We start from the raw sequence: 15,128 nt of genomic DNA, 5'->3' as shown, positions 1-15,128 counted from the left end.
TTTGTGGCCGGGCCCACGGTCCTCCGCCCCGACACCCCCCATTTTTCACGCCGAAAGCATCACCTTTTGGCGTCGAGGGGATGCGGGACGGAGATCCCGGCGCCCGGTTCAGCACGTGCTCACGCTGAACCGGGCGCCGTTTCCGCTCCAGACGGGCGCCCCGCCGCCTCATGATCGACTCGCAGCGAGGGCGGAGCAGAATGCGCGTCCGAAGCGTCGAGGGACGGGGGATCGAGGAGCCGGTGCATCGAAGGAGGCGAGGGGACGAGGGGGCGGACTGCCGACTTGCCGAGGCGGACCGAGGTGCGTCGCCCGGCGCGAAGAACGCGGCCCCGCGAGCGGAAAAGCCCGCAGGGCCGCGCAAGGTCCTCAGGACCGAAGCCTCAGGGCCTCGGCGCCGAGCGGCTCACAATCCGGCGCGCTTGCCGAGCGTGAGAGTGACCTCCTGAGTCCCCGCGAAGAAGTCGTTGCCCTTGTCATCGACCACGATGAAGGCGGGGAAGTCCTCGATCTCGATCTTCCACACGGCCTCCATGCCGAGCTCGGGGTACTCGAGCAGCTCGACCTTCTTGATGCAGTTCGCCGCGAGCTCGGCGGCCGGGCCGCCGATCGAACCGAGGTAGAAGCCGCCGTGCTTCGCGCACGCGTCCGTCACCTGCTGGGAGCGGTTGCCCTTGGCGACCATGATCATCGAGCCGCCGAGCGCCTGGAACTGGTCGACGTAGGAATCCATGCGTCCGGCCGTCGTCGGGCCGAAGGAGCCCGAGGGCATGCCCTCGGGGGTCTTGGCCGGGCCCGCGTAGTAGACCGGGTGATCGAGCATGTACTGCGGCATGGGCTCTCCGGCCTCGATGCGCTCGCGGATCTTCGCATGCGCGATGTCGCGGGCGACGATCATCGTGCCGTTGAGGGACAGGCGGGTCTTCACCGGGTACTTCGTGAGCTCGGCCAGGACCTCCGTCATCGGGCGGTCGAGGTCGATGCGCACGGCGCCCGTGTCCTCGCCCAGCTCAGCCGGGTCGGTCGCCGGCAGGAAACGCCCCGGATCGGTATCGAGCTTCTCGATGAAGACGCCCTCGGGCGTGATCTTCCCCTTCGCCTGCCGGTCGGCCGAGCAGGAGACGGCGATCGCGACGGGCAGGGAGGCGCCGTGGCGGGGGAGGCGGACGACCCGGACGTCGTGGCAGAAGTACTTGCCGCCGAACTGGGCGCCGATCCCCATCTGACGCGTGAGCTCGAGGACCCGCTCCTCCATCTCGATGTCGCGGAAGCCGTGGGCGAGCTCGGAGCCGCGGGTCGGCATCTCGTCGAGGTAGTGCGCCGAAGCGTACTTCGCGGTCTTGAGGGCGAACTCGGCGGAAGTGCCGCCGATGACGATCGCGAGGTGGTAGGGCGGGCAGGCCGCGGTCCCCAGGGAGCGGATCTTCTCCTCGAGGAACTGCATCATGTGCTCGGGATCGAGGATCGCCTTCGTCATCTGGTAGAGGTACGACTTGTTCGCCGAGCCGCCTCCCTTGGCCATGAAGAGGAAGTGGTAATCGGTCTCGTGGCCCTCGTGGGTGTCCGCGTAGAGCTCGATCTGCGCGGGGAGGTTGCAGCCGGTGTTCTTCTCCTCGTACATCGTGAGCGGGGCGTTCTGCGAGTAACGGAGGTTGAGCTCCGTGTACGCCTCGTACACGCCCTTGGCGAGGGGGCGCTCGTCGGGACCGGCGGTGAGGACGCGCTGGCCGCGCTCGCCCTTGATGATCGCCGTGCCCGTGTCCTGGCACATGGGCAGGATGCCGGCCGAGGCGACGTTCGCGTTCTTGAGCAGGTCGAGGGCGACGAACTTGTCGTTCGCGGAGGCCTCGGGATCGTCGAGGATCTTCGCGACCTGCTCGAGGTGCGCGGTGCGCAGGTAGAAGGAGATGTCGTGGTAGGCGGTCCTCGCCAGGAGCTCGAGGGCCTCGGGGGCGACCTTGAGGAAGGTCCGCCCGTCGGGCCCTTCGACGGTCTCGACGCCCTCGGTGGTGATGAGTCGGTATTCGGTGGGGTCTTCGCCCAGCGGCAGCAGGTCTTCGTAGAAGAACTCGGTCACGTGTGGCTCCTTCGCGCCTCGTGTCGGTATCCCATTCGGAGTAAGCCTAGGGCCTCGGGCTCGGGTGTTCCGGGGACCGGGGTCCCGTCGGGCAACGAGGGCGGGGCTCTTCGGATGACGAGGGCGGGAGCGCTCTCAGATAGGCTGGAACCCTCAGCGCGATCTAGGAGCAGCCGTGTCCTCCACCCCCTCTTCAAACGCCCTCGACCTCCGCCTCTGCCGGGCCCGGGCATCGGTGTTCGCCCTCTTCCTCACGAACGGCGCGCTCTTCGCCAACATCATTCCGAGGTATCCGCAGATCAAGGACATTTTCGGATTGTCGGAACCGGTGTACGGGCTCACCGTAGCCCTCTTCCCCCTGGGGGCCCTGGTGTTCGGGGGCTTCGCCGCGAAGGCGATCCGGAGGTTCTCCTCGGCGCGCACCGCGGTCGCGGGGACGATGGGCATCGGCGCGATGCTCGCAGTCGCGGGGCTCCTCGCGATGCGCCGGGAGTCGATGGGCGAGGGCGCCGGGAGCGCCGGCTTCCTCCTGCATCTCGGTTTCGCCTGCTTCTTCTTCCTGGCGGGCGGCTTCGACGCGGTCACCGATGTGGGGCAGAACGCGCACGGCCTGCGCATCCAGCGCCTCATGGGGCGGCCCATCATCAATTCCTTCCATGCCGGCTGGTCGATCGGCGCGATGCTCGGCGGCCTCATGGGGATCGGGGCGACCGCCCTCGACCTGCCGCTCGGCGTCCACCTCTTCGGCTCCGCCCTCGTCTTCATCGCGGTCGGCCTCGTCGCCCTCAGATTCGCGCTGCCGGGCGCCGACCCGCACGCCGGTCAGACCGATCCGATCCTCCTCGTCGCCAACGCGGGCGGAGGGGCTGAAGACGCGCTGGGGGCCTCGCCCTCGGAGATGCGCGTGCACGCGATCGCCGCGCCGCCCTACTTCGTGGTCGGAGCGCTGACGCTCCTCGCGACCGTCGGCATGCTCATGGAGGACGCGACCTCGACGTGGTCGAGCCTCTACATGCGCGACTACCTCGGGGTGAAGGCCTCCCTCGCGGGAGCCGCCTTCGTCGTCATGCTCGCCAGCCAGGCGGTCGGCCGCCTCACGGCCGACCGCCTGATGGGGCGCCTCGGCAACCGGAGGACCGTCCTCCTCGGCGGCGCCCTGGTGACGCTCGGCATGGGCCTGGGCGTCCTCGCCCCCTCGGTCCCCACGACCCTCATCGGCATGGCATTCACCGGATACGGGTGCGCCGCGATCGTCCCGATCGCCTACAACGCCGCCGACGACGTGCCCGGGCTCGCGCCCGGGACGGGGCTGACGATCGTCACCTGGCTCTCGCGCTTCGCATTCCTGGGCGCGCCGCCCCTGGTGGGATTGATCGTCGAAGCGACGAGCCTGCGCGCCTCCATGATCGTCGTCCCCGTCGCCGGACTCCTCACCCTCCTCGTCGCCTTCATCATCGCGCCTCAGCGCGCGGAAACGGGAGGCGGCGCTTCATGATCGGGATCGTCAACGTCCTCGTCGGCATCGCCATGCTCGTCGGCATCATCGGCGCGATCGTCCAGGTCGTGCCCTCCGGAGCGGTGATCGGCATCGCCCTGATCGTCTGGGCGATCGTCGAGGGCGGGGCGACGGCCTGGACGATCACGGGGATTGCCCTCCTCGTCCTCATCGGCGCAAGCGTCTTGAAGTACCTGGTGCCCGGCAAGCGGCTCATGGAGTCGGGCACTCCGAACTCGACGCTCCTCCTCGCCCTCCTCGTCGGGGTGATCGGCTGGTTCGTCGTTCCGGTCCTCGGTCTCGCGCTCGGCGCGATCGGGACCGTGTACCTCATGGAGCGTCGGCGCCTCGGCGCTCATGCGGCAGCACTCGGGGCCACGGCGAAGGTCATGAAGACGCTCGGCCTGGCGATCCTCATCGAGCTCGTCGCCGCCCTCGTGGCGACGAGCCTGTGGATCGTGGGGCTCGTGCTCGTCTGATGAACTCGTCTGAAGACCCCGTCTGACGGCCTCGTCCGAGAAGGAGACGGAGCCCGGCCGGGGCCCGTCCCGGATGAGGACCCCGCCCATCAGGGTCATCCCTGATGGGGCGCGCCCCGGCCTCCTATAGGATCGCGGTGATGTCTACCTCATTCACCGGTTCTCATTCCATCCGCTACCCCGCGCCCGATGTCGCCCGCGGCTTCATGCTGCTCCTCATCGCCGTGGCGAACGTGCCCTTCTGGACGGCCCTGTTCCCCGCATCCGGCGAGGGGGGAGCCGCGGATCAGTGGTGGGTCCTCATCCGACAGCTCTTCGTCGACCACCGTGCCTACCCGCTCTTCTCACTCCTCTTCGGTTTCGGCCTCATGACGATGATCCGGCGCCGCCACGACGCCCACGTGGCCGCCCGGACCCGCGAACTCGACGAGTCTGCCCCGGGGCTGAGCCCCGAGGCGAGGGACAGCTGGATCGCGGGCTTCGAGAAGGAGGCGCTCGAGTCGGGCCGCGCCCTCGTCCGCCGCAGGGGCTGGTGGATGCTGCTCTTCGGCGCCGTTCACGCCCTGTTCTTCATGGGCGACATCATCGGCACCTACGCCCTGGTCGCGGTGCTTAGCGCCGGTCTCATCGCGGGCAGGCGGTGGCGCCTCATGATCGTCATCGGGATCGTCCAGCAGGCGCTCGGCCTCGCGATGCTCCTGCTCAGCGAATTCGCGGCGGACTCTTTCGCGAACACCGGAATGCACGCGGCGAATCAGGGCGGTAATGCGACAATCCCCGGTCTCGTCGGATGGTTCTACCCGCTGATCGGCCTCGTCGCATGGGTTCCCTCAACGCTCTTCACGCTCCTGCTCTCGCAGGTCCTGCCCGCCGTGTTCATCGGCGCGGCCCTGGCGACGACGGACCTCGTGTCCTCACCGGACCGCCACCGGAGCCTCCTTCTGAGCGCGGGGATCCTCGGGCTGGCGCTCGGCGCCCTCATGGGCGCTCCCCGCGCCTTGGCCGCAGCGGGTTTCCTCGAGTCCGCTCCCACGGGGGCGGCCGCCCTGCACGAGTTCGGCGGCATCGCGGGGGCGATCGGGTGGTTGGCCCTCCTCGTCCTCATCGCGGGTCCGCCCCGTGAGCGGCTCGGCGCCGCCCGCACCCTCCTCGCAGCCGTCGGCAAACGATCCATGAGCGCCTACGTGCTTCAGACCTTCGTCTTCATCGCGGTCTTCGGCGTCCTCGGCCTCAGCGGTGTCGAGGGCGTGAACCCGCTGCTCGGCATGGGGATCGCCGTCGCGGTGTGGGCCGTGATCGCCCTCGTCTGCCGGGTCATGGAAGCCCGCGGGCGCGCTCGCGGCCCGCTCGAGGTGCTGCTGCGCACCGCCGTCGCAGCGTCGGCCGCCCCGCAGATCCTGCCCGGGGTCCCCGTCGCACCCTCGGCGCAGGCGTCGATGATGCGAACGGCGATGGAGCCGCCGATGGCGCAGACGAACGGGGGAGCCGGAGAAGAACGCCCGGACGATCGGCAAGCGCAGGGCTGAGCGGCGCCCGCTGCGGCGCCGCGTCGGCCTTGATTCCGGCCCTGTCGGGCTCGACTCGGGCTCTCCGAGGCGCTACTCCCTCCGCCTCACCGCGTTGACGGCCGCCGCCGAGGCGACGAACCAGAGGGCGAGGACGACGACGATCCCCGAGACGACGAGCACCGTGAGGAATCCGCGCCCCTCCTCACCCATGAGAACGCCCGCGATGAAGGACCCGAACGCGTGGAAGCCCGAGACGAGCGCGGCCATCGCGAGGATCGGCCAGGCGGCGAGGTGCCCTGTCGTCCAGGCCTCCTCGTCGGTCTCGAGTTCGCGGTGGTGGAGGCCGAGCGCAGAGCCCTTGGGAAGGGTCCCGGCGCGCGCCTTTGTCGCGACGAGGGCGTAGAGGCCTGCGAGGGCCGCGAATCCGATCGGGCCGATGACGGCGAGGACGTTCACAGGGAGGCCCCCTTCGGGTTGAGGGCGGCTGACGCCCGCACCGACGGGGAGTCGGCCCCGCCCTCGTCACCAGGGGATGAAAGGGCCCCGCCCTCGCCGCCAGGGGAATCCGGAGACTGCGGACGGGCGGGGATCCCCGAACCGGGCACCCCCGCGACCGCCGACTCGAGCTCGGCGACCCAGCGCGCACCCGAGGCGTCCGAGGGCATGCGCCAATCGCCGCGCGGAGACAGCGAACCGCCCGCCATGACCTTCGGACCGTTGGGCAGCGCGGAGCGCTTGAACTGCTGGGAGAAGAAGCGCCGGAGGAACAGGGCCTCCCACTTCACGATCTCCTCCAGGGTGTAGGCGACGCGCTCGGCCTCGGGGAAGCCCGCGGGCCATTCGCCGCGAGCGGCATCCGACCATGCCCTCTGCGCGAGGAAGGCGATCTTCGAGGGGCGGGCTCCGCGGCGCAGCACGTAGTAGAGCGTGAAATCCTGAAGGTTGTAGGGGCCGATCTTGTCCTGCGTCGACTGCATCTTCTCACCCGGTTTGACCGGGACGAGCTCGGGGGAGATCTCCTGATCGAGGATGCGGGTGAGGACCTCGCCTGCCCGCGCCGAGAACTGACCGGAGGCGACGACCCAGCGGATGAGATGCTGGATCATCGTCTTCGGCACGCCGGTGTTCACCGCGTAGTGGCTCATCTGGTCGCCGACGCCGTAGGTGCACCAGCCCAGCGCCAGCTCCGACAGGTCGCCGGTGCCCAGGACGATGCCGCCGCGATGATTCGCGATCCGGAAGAGGTAATCGGTCCGCAGGCCCGCCTGGACGTTCTCGAAGGTCACGTCGTAGGCGTCGGCGCCCTCGCAATAGGGGTGCTTGAGGTCGGCGAGGAGCTGGCGGGCGGCGGGTGTGATGTCGATCGTCTCGCAGGGGACGCCGAGCGACTCGCACAGTTCGAGGGCGTTCGACTTCGTGCCCTCCGAAGTCGCGAATCCCGGCATCGTATAGGCGAGGATGTCCTCGCGCGGGCGCCCGAGGAGGTCCATCGCGCGCGCGGCGACGATGAGCGCATGCGTCGAATCGAGACCGCCGGACACCCCGATGACGACCTTCGGGTTCCCGATCGCGCGCAGGCGCTGAACGAGGCCCGAGACCTGGATGCTGTAGGCCTCGTAGCAGTCCTGGGCCAGGCGCGCCGGGTCGTCGGGGACGAAGGGGAAGCGGTCGACCGGGCGCTCGAGGCCGAGGTCGGTGCGCGGGGGATCCAGCCGGGTCTCGACCTCCGCCACCTTGGACAGAGGGCCGAAGGGCGCGTCCGCCCGCTCGGCGTTGACGTAATCGGCGTTGTCCGCGAAGGAGTTCTGGCGGGTGCGCTCGGTGACGAGGCGGTCGAGATCGACGTCGGCGATCGTGAGGGCGCGGCCCCCGGCGATGAAGCGCTCGCCCTCGGCGAGCAGATCGCCGCACTCGTAGATCATCGTCTGGCCGTCCCAGGCCAGGTCGGTCGTGGACTCGCCCTCGCCCGCTGCGCAGTAGAGGTAAGCGGCGTTGAGACGCGCGGAGGCGGAGCGGACGAGGAGGCGGCGGTCTTCGGCGCGGCCGACGGTGATGGGGGAGGCCGAGGGGTTGCAGATGACGGTCGCGCCCGCGAGGGCGGCGAAGGAGCCGGGGGTGGCCGGAACCCACATGTCCTCGCAGACCTCGACGGCGATCTTGAGGCCCGGGACGTCCGCGACCTCGATGACCGCGGAGGAGAAGGGGACGTACTCGGGGGAGAACTTCTCGTAGGGGTTCTCGACGGCGCTCCACTTCGAGACGTCGATGAGGATCGGCGTCGAGGCGCCCGGGGTGACGAAGTGGCGCTTCTCGTAGAACTCCCGGTAGTTCGGCAGGTGGAGCTTGGGGACGACGGCGAGGATGCGCCCCCGGTGGATCGCGATCGCGCAGTTGTAGAGCGAGCCCTCGGCCCGCACGGGGGCTCCGACGATGAGGATCGGGAGGAGGTCGAGAGAGGCCCGCGCGACCGAGTGGATCGCGGCTTCGACCTCGTCGAGGAGGACGTCTTGGAGGAGGAGGTCGTCGATCGCGTAGCCCGACAGGCACAGTTCGGGCAGGAGGAGGGCGGCCACGCCCTTGTCGGAGGCCTCGCGGGCGATGGAGACGACTTCTTCGGCGTTGCGGGCCGGGTCGGCCGGGTGGACGGGGATCGTCGCGGCTGCGAGGCGCGCGAAGCCCTGGTCGTAGAGCGAATGGAAGTTCACGGGTTCCTCCTCGGGGGGGTTGAGGACATTATCGCTGAAAGCCTCATGGGAGGGCTTCACGGTGAAGGTCGCCTGATGAAGTTCTTCCCCCGAAGGTGCCCAAGAGGGCTCCGGCTGCGTCCCGAACGCCCTCTTGGGCACTTTTGGGGGCGGCGCGGGGTTCCGAGGGCGGGGCGGTGCGCTTGGATGCGGGGGCGGGGCGGCGGTGGGATGGCCCGGCTTCGGCGGGGCCGCCCCTCGGTTCAGCTGATCGCGCTGCTCATGCGATTTCAGCGCGCCGCAGTCTGAGCTCCCGCTCGGCCGCATGCAGGGGGGAGCCCTCGAAGGGCAGGACTCTCAGATCGATGTCGGAGACGACTTTCAGGACGTGGCGGTTGGCCGCGCGGGCGGCTCTGAGCGGTAGCCCGATCGAATCGGCGAATTCATCCCAATGGCGCAGGCGAAGGCCTTTCGTCCGACCGGCGATGGGCAGGGCCATCGTCGTGTCTCCGTAGAGGGCGGTGCTCGGAACATCGTAGATGGGGGCCACTGCCCACCGGCCTGAGGCGTCTTGGAGGATACTGACATTCTTGGCGTGGAGATCGCCGTTGCCCGTCAGCCATGCGTAGAGGAACTGGATGTAGAGGTTGCGCGTTGCCAGAAGAGGCGCGTGTGTCTGAGCGGCGAGGGCGAGTACGACATCTTCGCTGTTCACCGAGTATTTTTGAGCGGGCCAGATTCCGAGTACCTGTCCGGCGTCTTCGAGGGCGAAGCGAGTCGAACGGCCGGAGGCGTCGATGCCCCGGTCGAATCGGTGTACCACGAGTCCGCGGAGGCCGTGCGCATCGGTGAGGACTTCATGGGTGGAGACGGGTATTCCGAGCCTGCGGGCCTTTTCGAGGTGCAGTGCTTCGTTGATGACGAGGTGGGGGTAGTCATGCGGGTCGATCTTCAGGATCGCCGCCCGGCCGAGGGCCTTGACGGGCGTCGTGATCATCGAGGCGGAGGCCTTGGACTGCACCCCGGGAAGTCCGACCTGGTCGACGAGGTCGCTGATCGCGCGGAAGTCGACGCGGCTGTCGCTGAGGTCCACTGCGGGAACGAGCTCTCGCGGTGTTTGCCCGTGAGGCACGATCCTCACATCTCCGGGAGTATCGCCGCCGATGGCGAGGAGGAGCGTGAGTTCGTCATCCAAGGAGGTCTTCACCGCCCGCGCCATGACGCTGAGCCGGTGTCCTTCGGGGAGTAGACCGGCGAAGAAGCTCGGCACCGCTCCGCCGCCGCCTGTGATGGTTTCGTCCGTCAGGGGCAATGATGTTGAGACGGGGGTTCCCGAGTAGCCGGGAAGATAGGTGAAGGCGATTTCGCCTCCCGCGCTTCGGCGGAGGCGTCCGGCCAGCGCATCGCCTTTGTACACGTCGGCCGTGTCGATGAAGCGGAGCGAGGAGAAGATCATGAGTCCGTGACCTCGAGTCGGAGGCCGAGCGCCGATAGCGTGGACAGGACCGCCTTCAAACTGGGGGAGCCCGTTCCCCTTTCGATGTCGCGCACCGTCTTGTCCGACAGGCCGACGAGATCTCCGAGCTGGGTTTGGGTGAGTCGGTAGTTCTTGCGCATGTCGCGTATGGATCGGCCGATCGTCGCGGCGGTCGCGTCAGTGCTTTGAGAATGCACGGCTCCCTCATTTCCCGGATGAAAAAGCGGAAGAATTCTTCGGAATGTCTTCCTTCTTCTGCTCAGTCTACGGCGATGAGGTGTTAAACGGAAGAATTCTTCGGAATTCGGGGCTGGGTGCTCCGCGGTGAGGCCCCTGTGAGCGGAATCCGAATAATTCTTCGGTTGTTTCGAGGGGCCTGCTCCTCCTCCTGCCTCCTCAACGCCCCTTCAGAAGAAACTCCGCCCCGCCCTCGGAAACCACGCGGTCCGCGCACGCGCAAGGAGGCGGCCCGGCCGAAGCCGAACCGCCCCCGAACGCCCGAAGAGAGGGAATCAGAGCAGCGTGAGCGCCTGACGGGCGATCGCGAGCTCTTCATTCGTCGGGTAGACGAGGAGGAGGACCTTCGAATCGGGCGTCGAAACAACGCGCGGCTCGCCGATGCGCCCCTCATTCTTCTCGACGTCGATCTTCACACCGAAGGGCTCGAGCGCCTCGGCGAGCTCCCGACGGACTCTCCAGTCGTTCTCGCCGATGCCCGCGGTGAAGGTGATGACGTCGAGGCCGCCGAGCTCGGCCGTGTAGGAGCCGACGTACTTGAGGAGGCGGTTGATGTAGATGTCCATGGCGACCCGGGCCTTCGCCTGGGTCTCGGGATCCTCATCGTTGCCGATGAGCCCCCACACCGAGCGCATGTCGGTCTCGCCGGTGAGGCCCTTCATGCCCGATTCCTTGTTGAAGAGGTGGTCGATCTCGTCGATCGACATGCCCGCCTGACGGGCGAGGTGGAAGACGACCGCCGGGTCGATGTCGCCGGTGCGCGAACCCATCATGAGGCCCTCGAGCGGGGTGAGGCCCATGGAGGTGTCGATCGGCTTGCCGTCCTTCACCGCCGAGACCGAGGCCCCGTTGCCGAGGTGCATGACGATCTGCTTGAGGTCGTCGCGTCCGAGGAGCTTCGCGACCTCGCGCGAGACGAACTGGTGGGAGGTGCCGTGGGCGCCGTAGCGGCGGACCGCGTACTTCTCGGCGACCTCGGCGTTGAGGGCGTAGGTGGAGGCCTTCTCGGGGAGCTGCTGGAAGAAGGCGGTGTCGAAGACGGCGACGTGGGGGATGTCGGGCATGAGCTCGCGGGCGACATCGATGCCCTTGAGATGGGCGGGGTTGTGCAGGGGCGCCATCGGGCAGAGCTGTTCGATGAGGTCGCGGACTTCGTCGGTGACGAGGGCGGGGCCGTCGAAGTACTTGCCGCCCTGAACGATGCGGTGGCCGACGGCGACGATACCCGCCTCGGCGAGCGCGGGGCCCTTCGCGTCGAAGAGGCGGAGGACCTCGCGCATGCCGACCTCGTGGTCGGGGATCGGGAGCTCCTCCTCGGTGACATCGGCCCCGTGGACGTGCTTGATCGTTCCGAGGGCCTCGCCGATGCGCTCGACGATGCCCTTGGCGATGGCGTCGCCGGTCTCGGGGTCGACGAGCTGGTACTTGATGGAGGAGGAGCCGGAGTTGATGACGAGGACGGTCTGGGTCACGGGGTGGCCTTTCGGGTCGGGGCGAGGCGGGGCTCGACGATGGGGGCGAGGGCGGGGGAAATCCCCTCGATGGGGAAAGGTGATGCTCTCGCCGGGAGAAAGAGGATGGGGAGTGGAAGGGGGTGGTGCTTTCGCTGAGGGGACGAGCGTCCGAGTCAGCCCTGGGCCTGAACGGCGGTGAGGGCGACGGTGTTGACGATGTCCTCGACGAGGGCGCCGCGCGACAGATCGTTCACCGGCTTGTTGAGTCCCTGGAGGACCGGGCCGACGGCGACCGCGCCGGAGGAGCGCTGAACCGCCTTGTAGCCGATGTTGCCCGCCTCGAGAGAGGGGAAGACGAAGACGGTCGCGCGTCCGGCCACGGGCGAGCCCGGGAGCTTCTTCGAGGCGACGGCCTCATCAACGGCGGCGTCGAACTGGATCGGTCCCTCGATCGCGAGCTCGGGGGCCTTCTCGCGGGCGATCCGGGTCGCCTCGATGACGGCGTCGACATCGGGGCCCGAGCCCGAGTTGCCGGTCGAGTAGGAGAGCATCGCGACCTTCGGCTCGACGCCGAACTGGGCTGCGGTGCGGGCCGAGGAGACCGCGATGTCGGCGAGCTGCTCGGGGGTCGGGTTCGGGTTGACGGCGCAGTCGCCGAAGGCCCAGACCCGATCCTTCATGAGCATGAGGAAGATCGAGGAGACGATCGAGACGCCCGGCGCGGTCTTGATGATCTGGAAGGAGGGGACGATCGTGTGCGCGGTCGTGTGGGCGGCGCCCGAGACCATGCCGTCGGCGTCTCCCATGTGGACCATCATCGTGCCGAAGTAGGACACGTCCTGGATCTTCTCGCGCGCCTGCTCGAGGGTGACGCCCTTCTTCGCGCGAAGGCGCGCGAATTCGGCCGCGTACTTCTCGACGAGCTCCGGATCGGAGGTCGAGACGACGGTCGCCTCCGACAGATCGATGCCGAGCTCTTCGGCTCGGGTCGCGACGGCGGCCGCGTCGCCGACGAGGGTGATGTCGGCGATGCCCCGTGCGAGGACCTCGGCCGCGGCGAGGAGGACGCGGTCGTCCTCGGGCTCGGGCAGGACGATGCGCTTGCGATCGGCGCGGGCGCGATCGATGAGATCGGCCTGGAAGGCGAGGGGCGTGACGGCGGCGGGCTCGGGCAGGGCGAGCAGGGCGTCGACCGCTTCGGAGGTGAGGGGCAGGGGGAGCACGAGGGCGTCCGCGTTGACGCGCTCGGCGAGCGCCGCGGGAAGCGCCACGGCTGCGAGGGTCGCCTTGGCGGCTGCGGCGCGCCGGGCCAGGATGCGGATCTCCTCTTCGATGAGGTCGGCGCTCGCGCCCTCGGCCTCGAGAACGAGGATGACCCCGGCCTTGGCGGCTGCGGCGAGATCGAGGTTCCAGCCGGTCGGGTCGAAGGTCCTCGCGTCGGGGGCGCCCGCTCCGTCGATGAGGACGGCATCGGTGTCGGCTCCGCGGACGGCCTCGAGGGTCGTCGCCAGGGCGGTCGCGGGGCTGAGGGCCGCATCGGAGGGCGTGACGCCCTCCAAAGCGCTCAGGCGAGCGAGGGTTCCGCGTCCGGAGAGGAGATCTGCGAGTTCGTCTGCCGCGTCGCGTGCGGCGTTCGCTGATTCAGGCCCGACAACGATGTAACGGGAAGTCACGAAGGCTCCTTCATTCACGTGAAAATGTGCGCGACCATTCGCGCTGTATGAACATCGTAGCCCCGCCCTCGTTCCTCTTGGCGTCCCGAGGGGTGTGATGGAGGAGGCACCCGCTACCCTGGAGCGCATGAGTGCGCGCGAGTCGGAGGCTGAACGCCCGCGGTGGTGGCAGTGGGCGACCATGCTCGTGTCCCTGGGCGGCCTGGCCTCGGTCGCGGGATTCGCCCTGACGGATCACCCGCATCGCGCGGTTCTCGCGCTCGCGGCGGCGCTCGGGGCGATGGCCCTCTTGCGCCTGCTCCTTCCGGGGCGCCCCTGGTTCGCCTCGAGGAATCGCTGGATGGATTCGGCGCTCCTGGCGGGCGTCGCCCTGGCCCTGTGGTATTTCTCGCCCTTCACGGCGACGATGGGGATCGGCTGAACGACCGGCAGAACGGGCCCCGCCGCCCTCGGGAATCGGGATCGTCGAGGGCGAAGGCGCCCCCGGGGCGGGGCTGAGCGGATCGGGTCTTGAAAGCGCGCGCCCGGGAGCGCACAATCAAGTAATCTCGATGTCGAGATAAATTTTGCAGGAGCCCAGCTCCCCGAACCGCAGCCCGGAGGACACATGTCGAAAATCAAGGTCGCCGGTCCCGTCGTCGATCTCGACGGCGATGAGATGACCCGCATCATCTGGCAGTTCATCAAAGACCGCTTGATCTTCCCCTATCTCGATCTCGACCTGCGCTACTACGACCTGTCGATCCAGAATCGCGACGCCACCGATGACCAGGTGACCATCGACGCCGCCAACGCCATCAAAGAGCACGGAGTCGGCATCAAGTGCGCGACCATCACCCCCGATGAGGCGCGCGTCGAGGAGTTCGGCCTCAAGAAGATGTGGAAGTCCCCGAACGGGACGATCCGCAACATCCTCGGCGGCGTCGTCTTCCGCGAGCCGATCATCATCGACAACATCCCCAGGCTCGTCCCCCACTGGACCAAGCCCATCGTGGTCGGCCGCCACGCCTTCGGCGACCAGTACCGCGCGACCGACTTCAAAGTGCCCGGCGCCGGCACGATCACCCTCACCTACACGCCCGACGACGGCTCCGAGCCGATCCAGCACGAAGTGATCCGCATGCCCGAGGGCGGGGGCGTCACGATGGGCATGTACAACTTCAACGAGTCGATCGCCGACTTCGCCCGCGCCTCCTTCGAATACGGACTCGACCGCAACTACCCGGTCTACCTCTCGACGAAGAACACGATCCTCAAGGCCTACGACGGCGCCTTCAAGGACATCTTCGCCGACGTCTTCGAACGCGAGTACAAGGAGCGCTTCGAAAAGGCGGGCCTGCACTACGAGCACCGCCTCATCGACGACATGGTCGCCTCCTCCCTCAAATGGAGCGGCGGCTACGTGTGGGCCTGCAAGAACTACGACGGCGACGTCCAGTCCGATACCGTCGCCCAGGGCTTCGGATCGCTCGGGCTCATGACCTCCGTCCTCGTCACCCCCGATGGGCGCACGATGGAGGCTGAGGCCGCCCACGGCACCGTCACGCGCCACTACCGGCGCCACCAGCGCGGCGAGGCGACTTCGACGAACCCGATCGCCTCGATCTTCGCCTGGACCCGCGGTCTGGCCCACCGCGGCAAGCTCGACAACACGCCCGAGGTCATCGGATTCGCGCGCGCGCTGGAGGAGGTCGTGATCTCCACCGTCGCCTCCGGACGCATGACGAAGGACCTCGCGCGCCTCATCGACCCGGATGCGCCGTGGCTCACCACGCAGGGCTTCCTCGAAGCGCTCGACGAGGACCTGAAGGCGCGGCTGGTCTGAGGCCTCATCGCCGATGAGCGCCTCCTTCTCGCGCCGGCGCCCCCGGGGGTGAGGCCGGCGCGCGGGTGCCGAGGGCGCATCGAGCAGAAGATCGCGAGCGCTTCGGCTCGAAGCCGCCGGGGCGGCGGGACTCCTCCCGCCGCCCCGCACTCATGCCAAGAGCGTGTTTCTCGCATTGTGGGATGGTGCTGAGGGCATTTCGCGTCCGGGAGGCAGTGA

At 68.5% G+C, this 15,128-nt stretch carries 12 protein-coding genes; 5 read left to right on the top strand and 7 right to left on the bottom strand.

Annotation, left to right across the window (positions count from 1 at the left end):
- Positions 1-406 precede the first annotated feature (406 nt).
- Complete coding sequence (locus ACQY7V_RS02695) at positions 407-2,077, bottom strand: fumarate hydratase (RefSeq protein ID WP_235362091.1); 1,671 nt, start codon at positions 2,075-2,077, stop codon at positions 407-409.
- 175 nt (positions 2,078-2,252) lie between these two features.
- On the opposite strand from ACQY7V_RS02695, the gene ACQY7V_RS02690 reads away from it, so the two are divergent.
- The 3 genes from ACQY7V_RS02690 to ACQY7V_RS02680 all read left to right on the top strand — a co-directional run bounded on the left by ACQY7V_RS02690 (position 2,253) and on the right by ACQY7V_RS02680 (position 5,577).
- Positions 2,253-3,572 (top strand): MFS transporter, encoded by a 1,320-nt coding sequence (locus ACQY7V_RS02690; protein ID WP_235362090.1) that lies wholly within the window; start codon positions 2,253-2,255, stop codon positions 3,570-3,572.
- Positions 3,569-4,051, top strand: a complete 483-nt coding sequence (locus tag ACQY7V_RS02685; protein WP_303775033.1) for a DUF456 domain-containing protein — start codon at positions 3,569-3,571, stop codon at positions 4,049-4,051. Before ACQY7V_RS02690 ends, ACQY7V_RS02685 begins: the two co-directional genes overlap by 4 nt.
- Before the next feature lie 140 nt (positions 4,052-4,191).
- Positions 4,192-5,577 (top strand): DUF418 domain-containing protein, encoded by a 1,386-nt coding sequence (locus ACQY7V_RS02680; protein WP_320836265.1) that lies wholly within the window; start codon positions 4,192-4,194, stop codon positions 5,575-5,577.
- A gap of 72 nt (positions 5,578-5,649) precedes the next feature.
- Here the strand turns inward: ACQY7V_RS02680 and ACQY7V_RS02675 are convergent, their stop codons facing one another.
- The 6 genes from ACQY7V_RS02675 to pta all read right to left on the bottom strand — a co-directional run bounded on the left by ACQY7V_RS02675 (position 5,650) and on the right by pta (position 13,084).
- The gene (locus ACQY7V_RS02675; protein WP_320836266.1) at positions 5,650-6,015 is read right to left on the bottom strand and encodes a hypothetical protein; all 366 of its coding nucleotides are present in this window, start codon (positions 6,013-6,015) and stop codon (positions 5,650-5,652) included.
- Positions 6,012-8,264, bottom strand: coding sequence for an NAD(+) synthase (locus tag ACQY7V_RS02670; RefSeq protein WP_320836267.1), 2,253 nt, complete (start codon positions 8,262-8,264; stop codon positions 6,012-6,014). The genes ACQY7V_RS02675 and ACQY7V_RS02670 overlap by 4 nt, the downstream gene beginning before the upstream one ends.
- Before the next feature lie 259 nt (positions 8,265-8,523).
- Positions 8,524-9,699 carry a type II toxin-antitoxin system HipA family toxin gene (locus ACQY7V_RS02665; protein ID WP_320836268.1) on the bottom strand — a complete coding sequence of 392 codons (1,176 nt, stop codon included), beginning with the start codon at positions 9,697-9,699 and terminating at the stop codon, positions 8,524-8,526.
- On the bottom strand, positions 9,696-9,917 hold the full coding sequence (locus tag ACQY7V_RS02660) for a helix-turn-helix domain-containing protein (protein WP_235362355.1): 222 nt from the start codon (positions 9,915-9,917) through the stop codon (positions 9,696-9,698). The genes ACQY7V_RS02665 and ACQY7V_RS02660 overlap by 4 nt, the downstream gene beginning before the upstream one ends.
- Before the next feature lie 315 nt (positions 9,918-10,232).
- Positions 10,233-11,429 carry an acetate/propionate family kinase gene (locus ACQY7V_RS02655; protein WP_303843178.1) on the bottom strand — a complete coding sequence of 399 codons (1,197 nt, stop codon included), beginning with the start codon at positions 11,427-11,429 and terminating at the stop codon, positions 10,233-10,235.
- Positions 11,430-11,584: 155 nt separating this feature from the next.
- Complete coding sequence (gene pta / locus ACQY7V_RS02650) at positions 11,585-13,084, bottom strand: phosphate acetyltransferase (RefSeq protein WP_320836269.1); 1,500 nt, start codon at positions 13,082-13,084, stop codon at positions 11,585-11,587.
- Positions 13,085-13,211: 127 nt separating this feature from the next.
- Here pta and ACQY7V_RS02645 point away from each other — a divergent pair, with 127 nt between their 5' ends.
- Both ACQY7V_RS02645 and ACQY7V_RS02640 read left to right on the top strand, forming a co-directional pair.
- Positions 13,212-13,505: a DUF3017 domain-containing protein gene (locus tag ACQY7V_RS02645; RefSeq protein ID WP_303843332.1), complete on the top strand. Its 294-nt coding sequence runs from the start codon at positions 13,212-13,214 to the stop codon at positions 13,503-13,505.
- Positions 13,506-13,691: 186 nt separating this feature from the next.
- Positions 13,692-14,909 carry an NADP-dependent isocitrate dehydrogenase gene (locus ACQY7V_RS02640; protein ID WP_154476353.1) on the top strand — a complete coding sequence of 406 codons (1,218 nt, stop codon included), beginning with the start codon at positions 13,692-13,694 and terminating at the stop codon, positions 14,907-14,909.
- Positions 14,910-15,128: the final 219 nt, after the last annotated feature.

This window comes from Schaalia sp. (genome assembly GCF_050312375.1).
GTDB lineage: Bacteria > Actinomycetota > Actinomycetes > Actinomycetales > Actinomycetaceae > Pauljensenia > Pauljensenia hyovaginalis.
Note: the sequence above shows the minus strand (reverse complement) of the source record. Positions and strands in the feature narration are given on the sequence as shown.

Bases quoted from the DNA above. Each gene is read 5' to 3' on its own strand.
- ACQY7V_RS02665 (WP_320836268.1), bottom strand. From the start codon at position 9,699: ATGATCTTCTCCTCGCTCCGCTTCATCGACACGGCCGACGTGTACAAA.
- ACQY7V_RS02640 (WP_154476353.1), top strand. From the start codon at position 13,692: ATGTCGAAAATCAAGGTCGCCGGTCCCGTCGTCGATCTCGACGGCGAT.
- ACQY7V_RS02645 (WP_303843332.1), top strand. From the start codon at position 13,212: ATGAGTGCGCGCGAGTCGGAGGCTGAACGCCCGCGGTGGTGGCAGTGG.
- ACQY7V_RS02685 (WP_303775033.1), top strand. From the start codon at position 3,569: ATGATCGGGATCGTCAACGTCCTCGTCGGCATCGCCATGCTCGTCGGC.
- ACQY7V_RS02680 (WP_320836265.1), top strand. From the start codon at position 4,192: ATGTCTACCTCATTCACCGGTTCTCATTCCATCCGCTACCCCGCGCCC.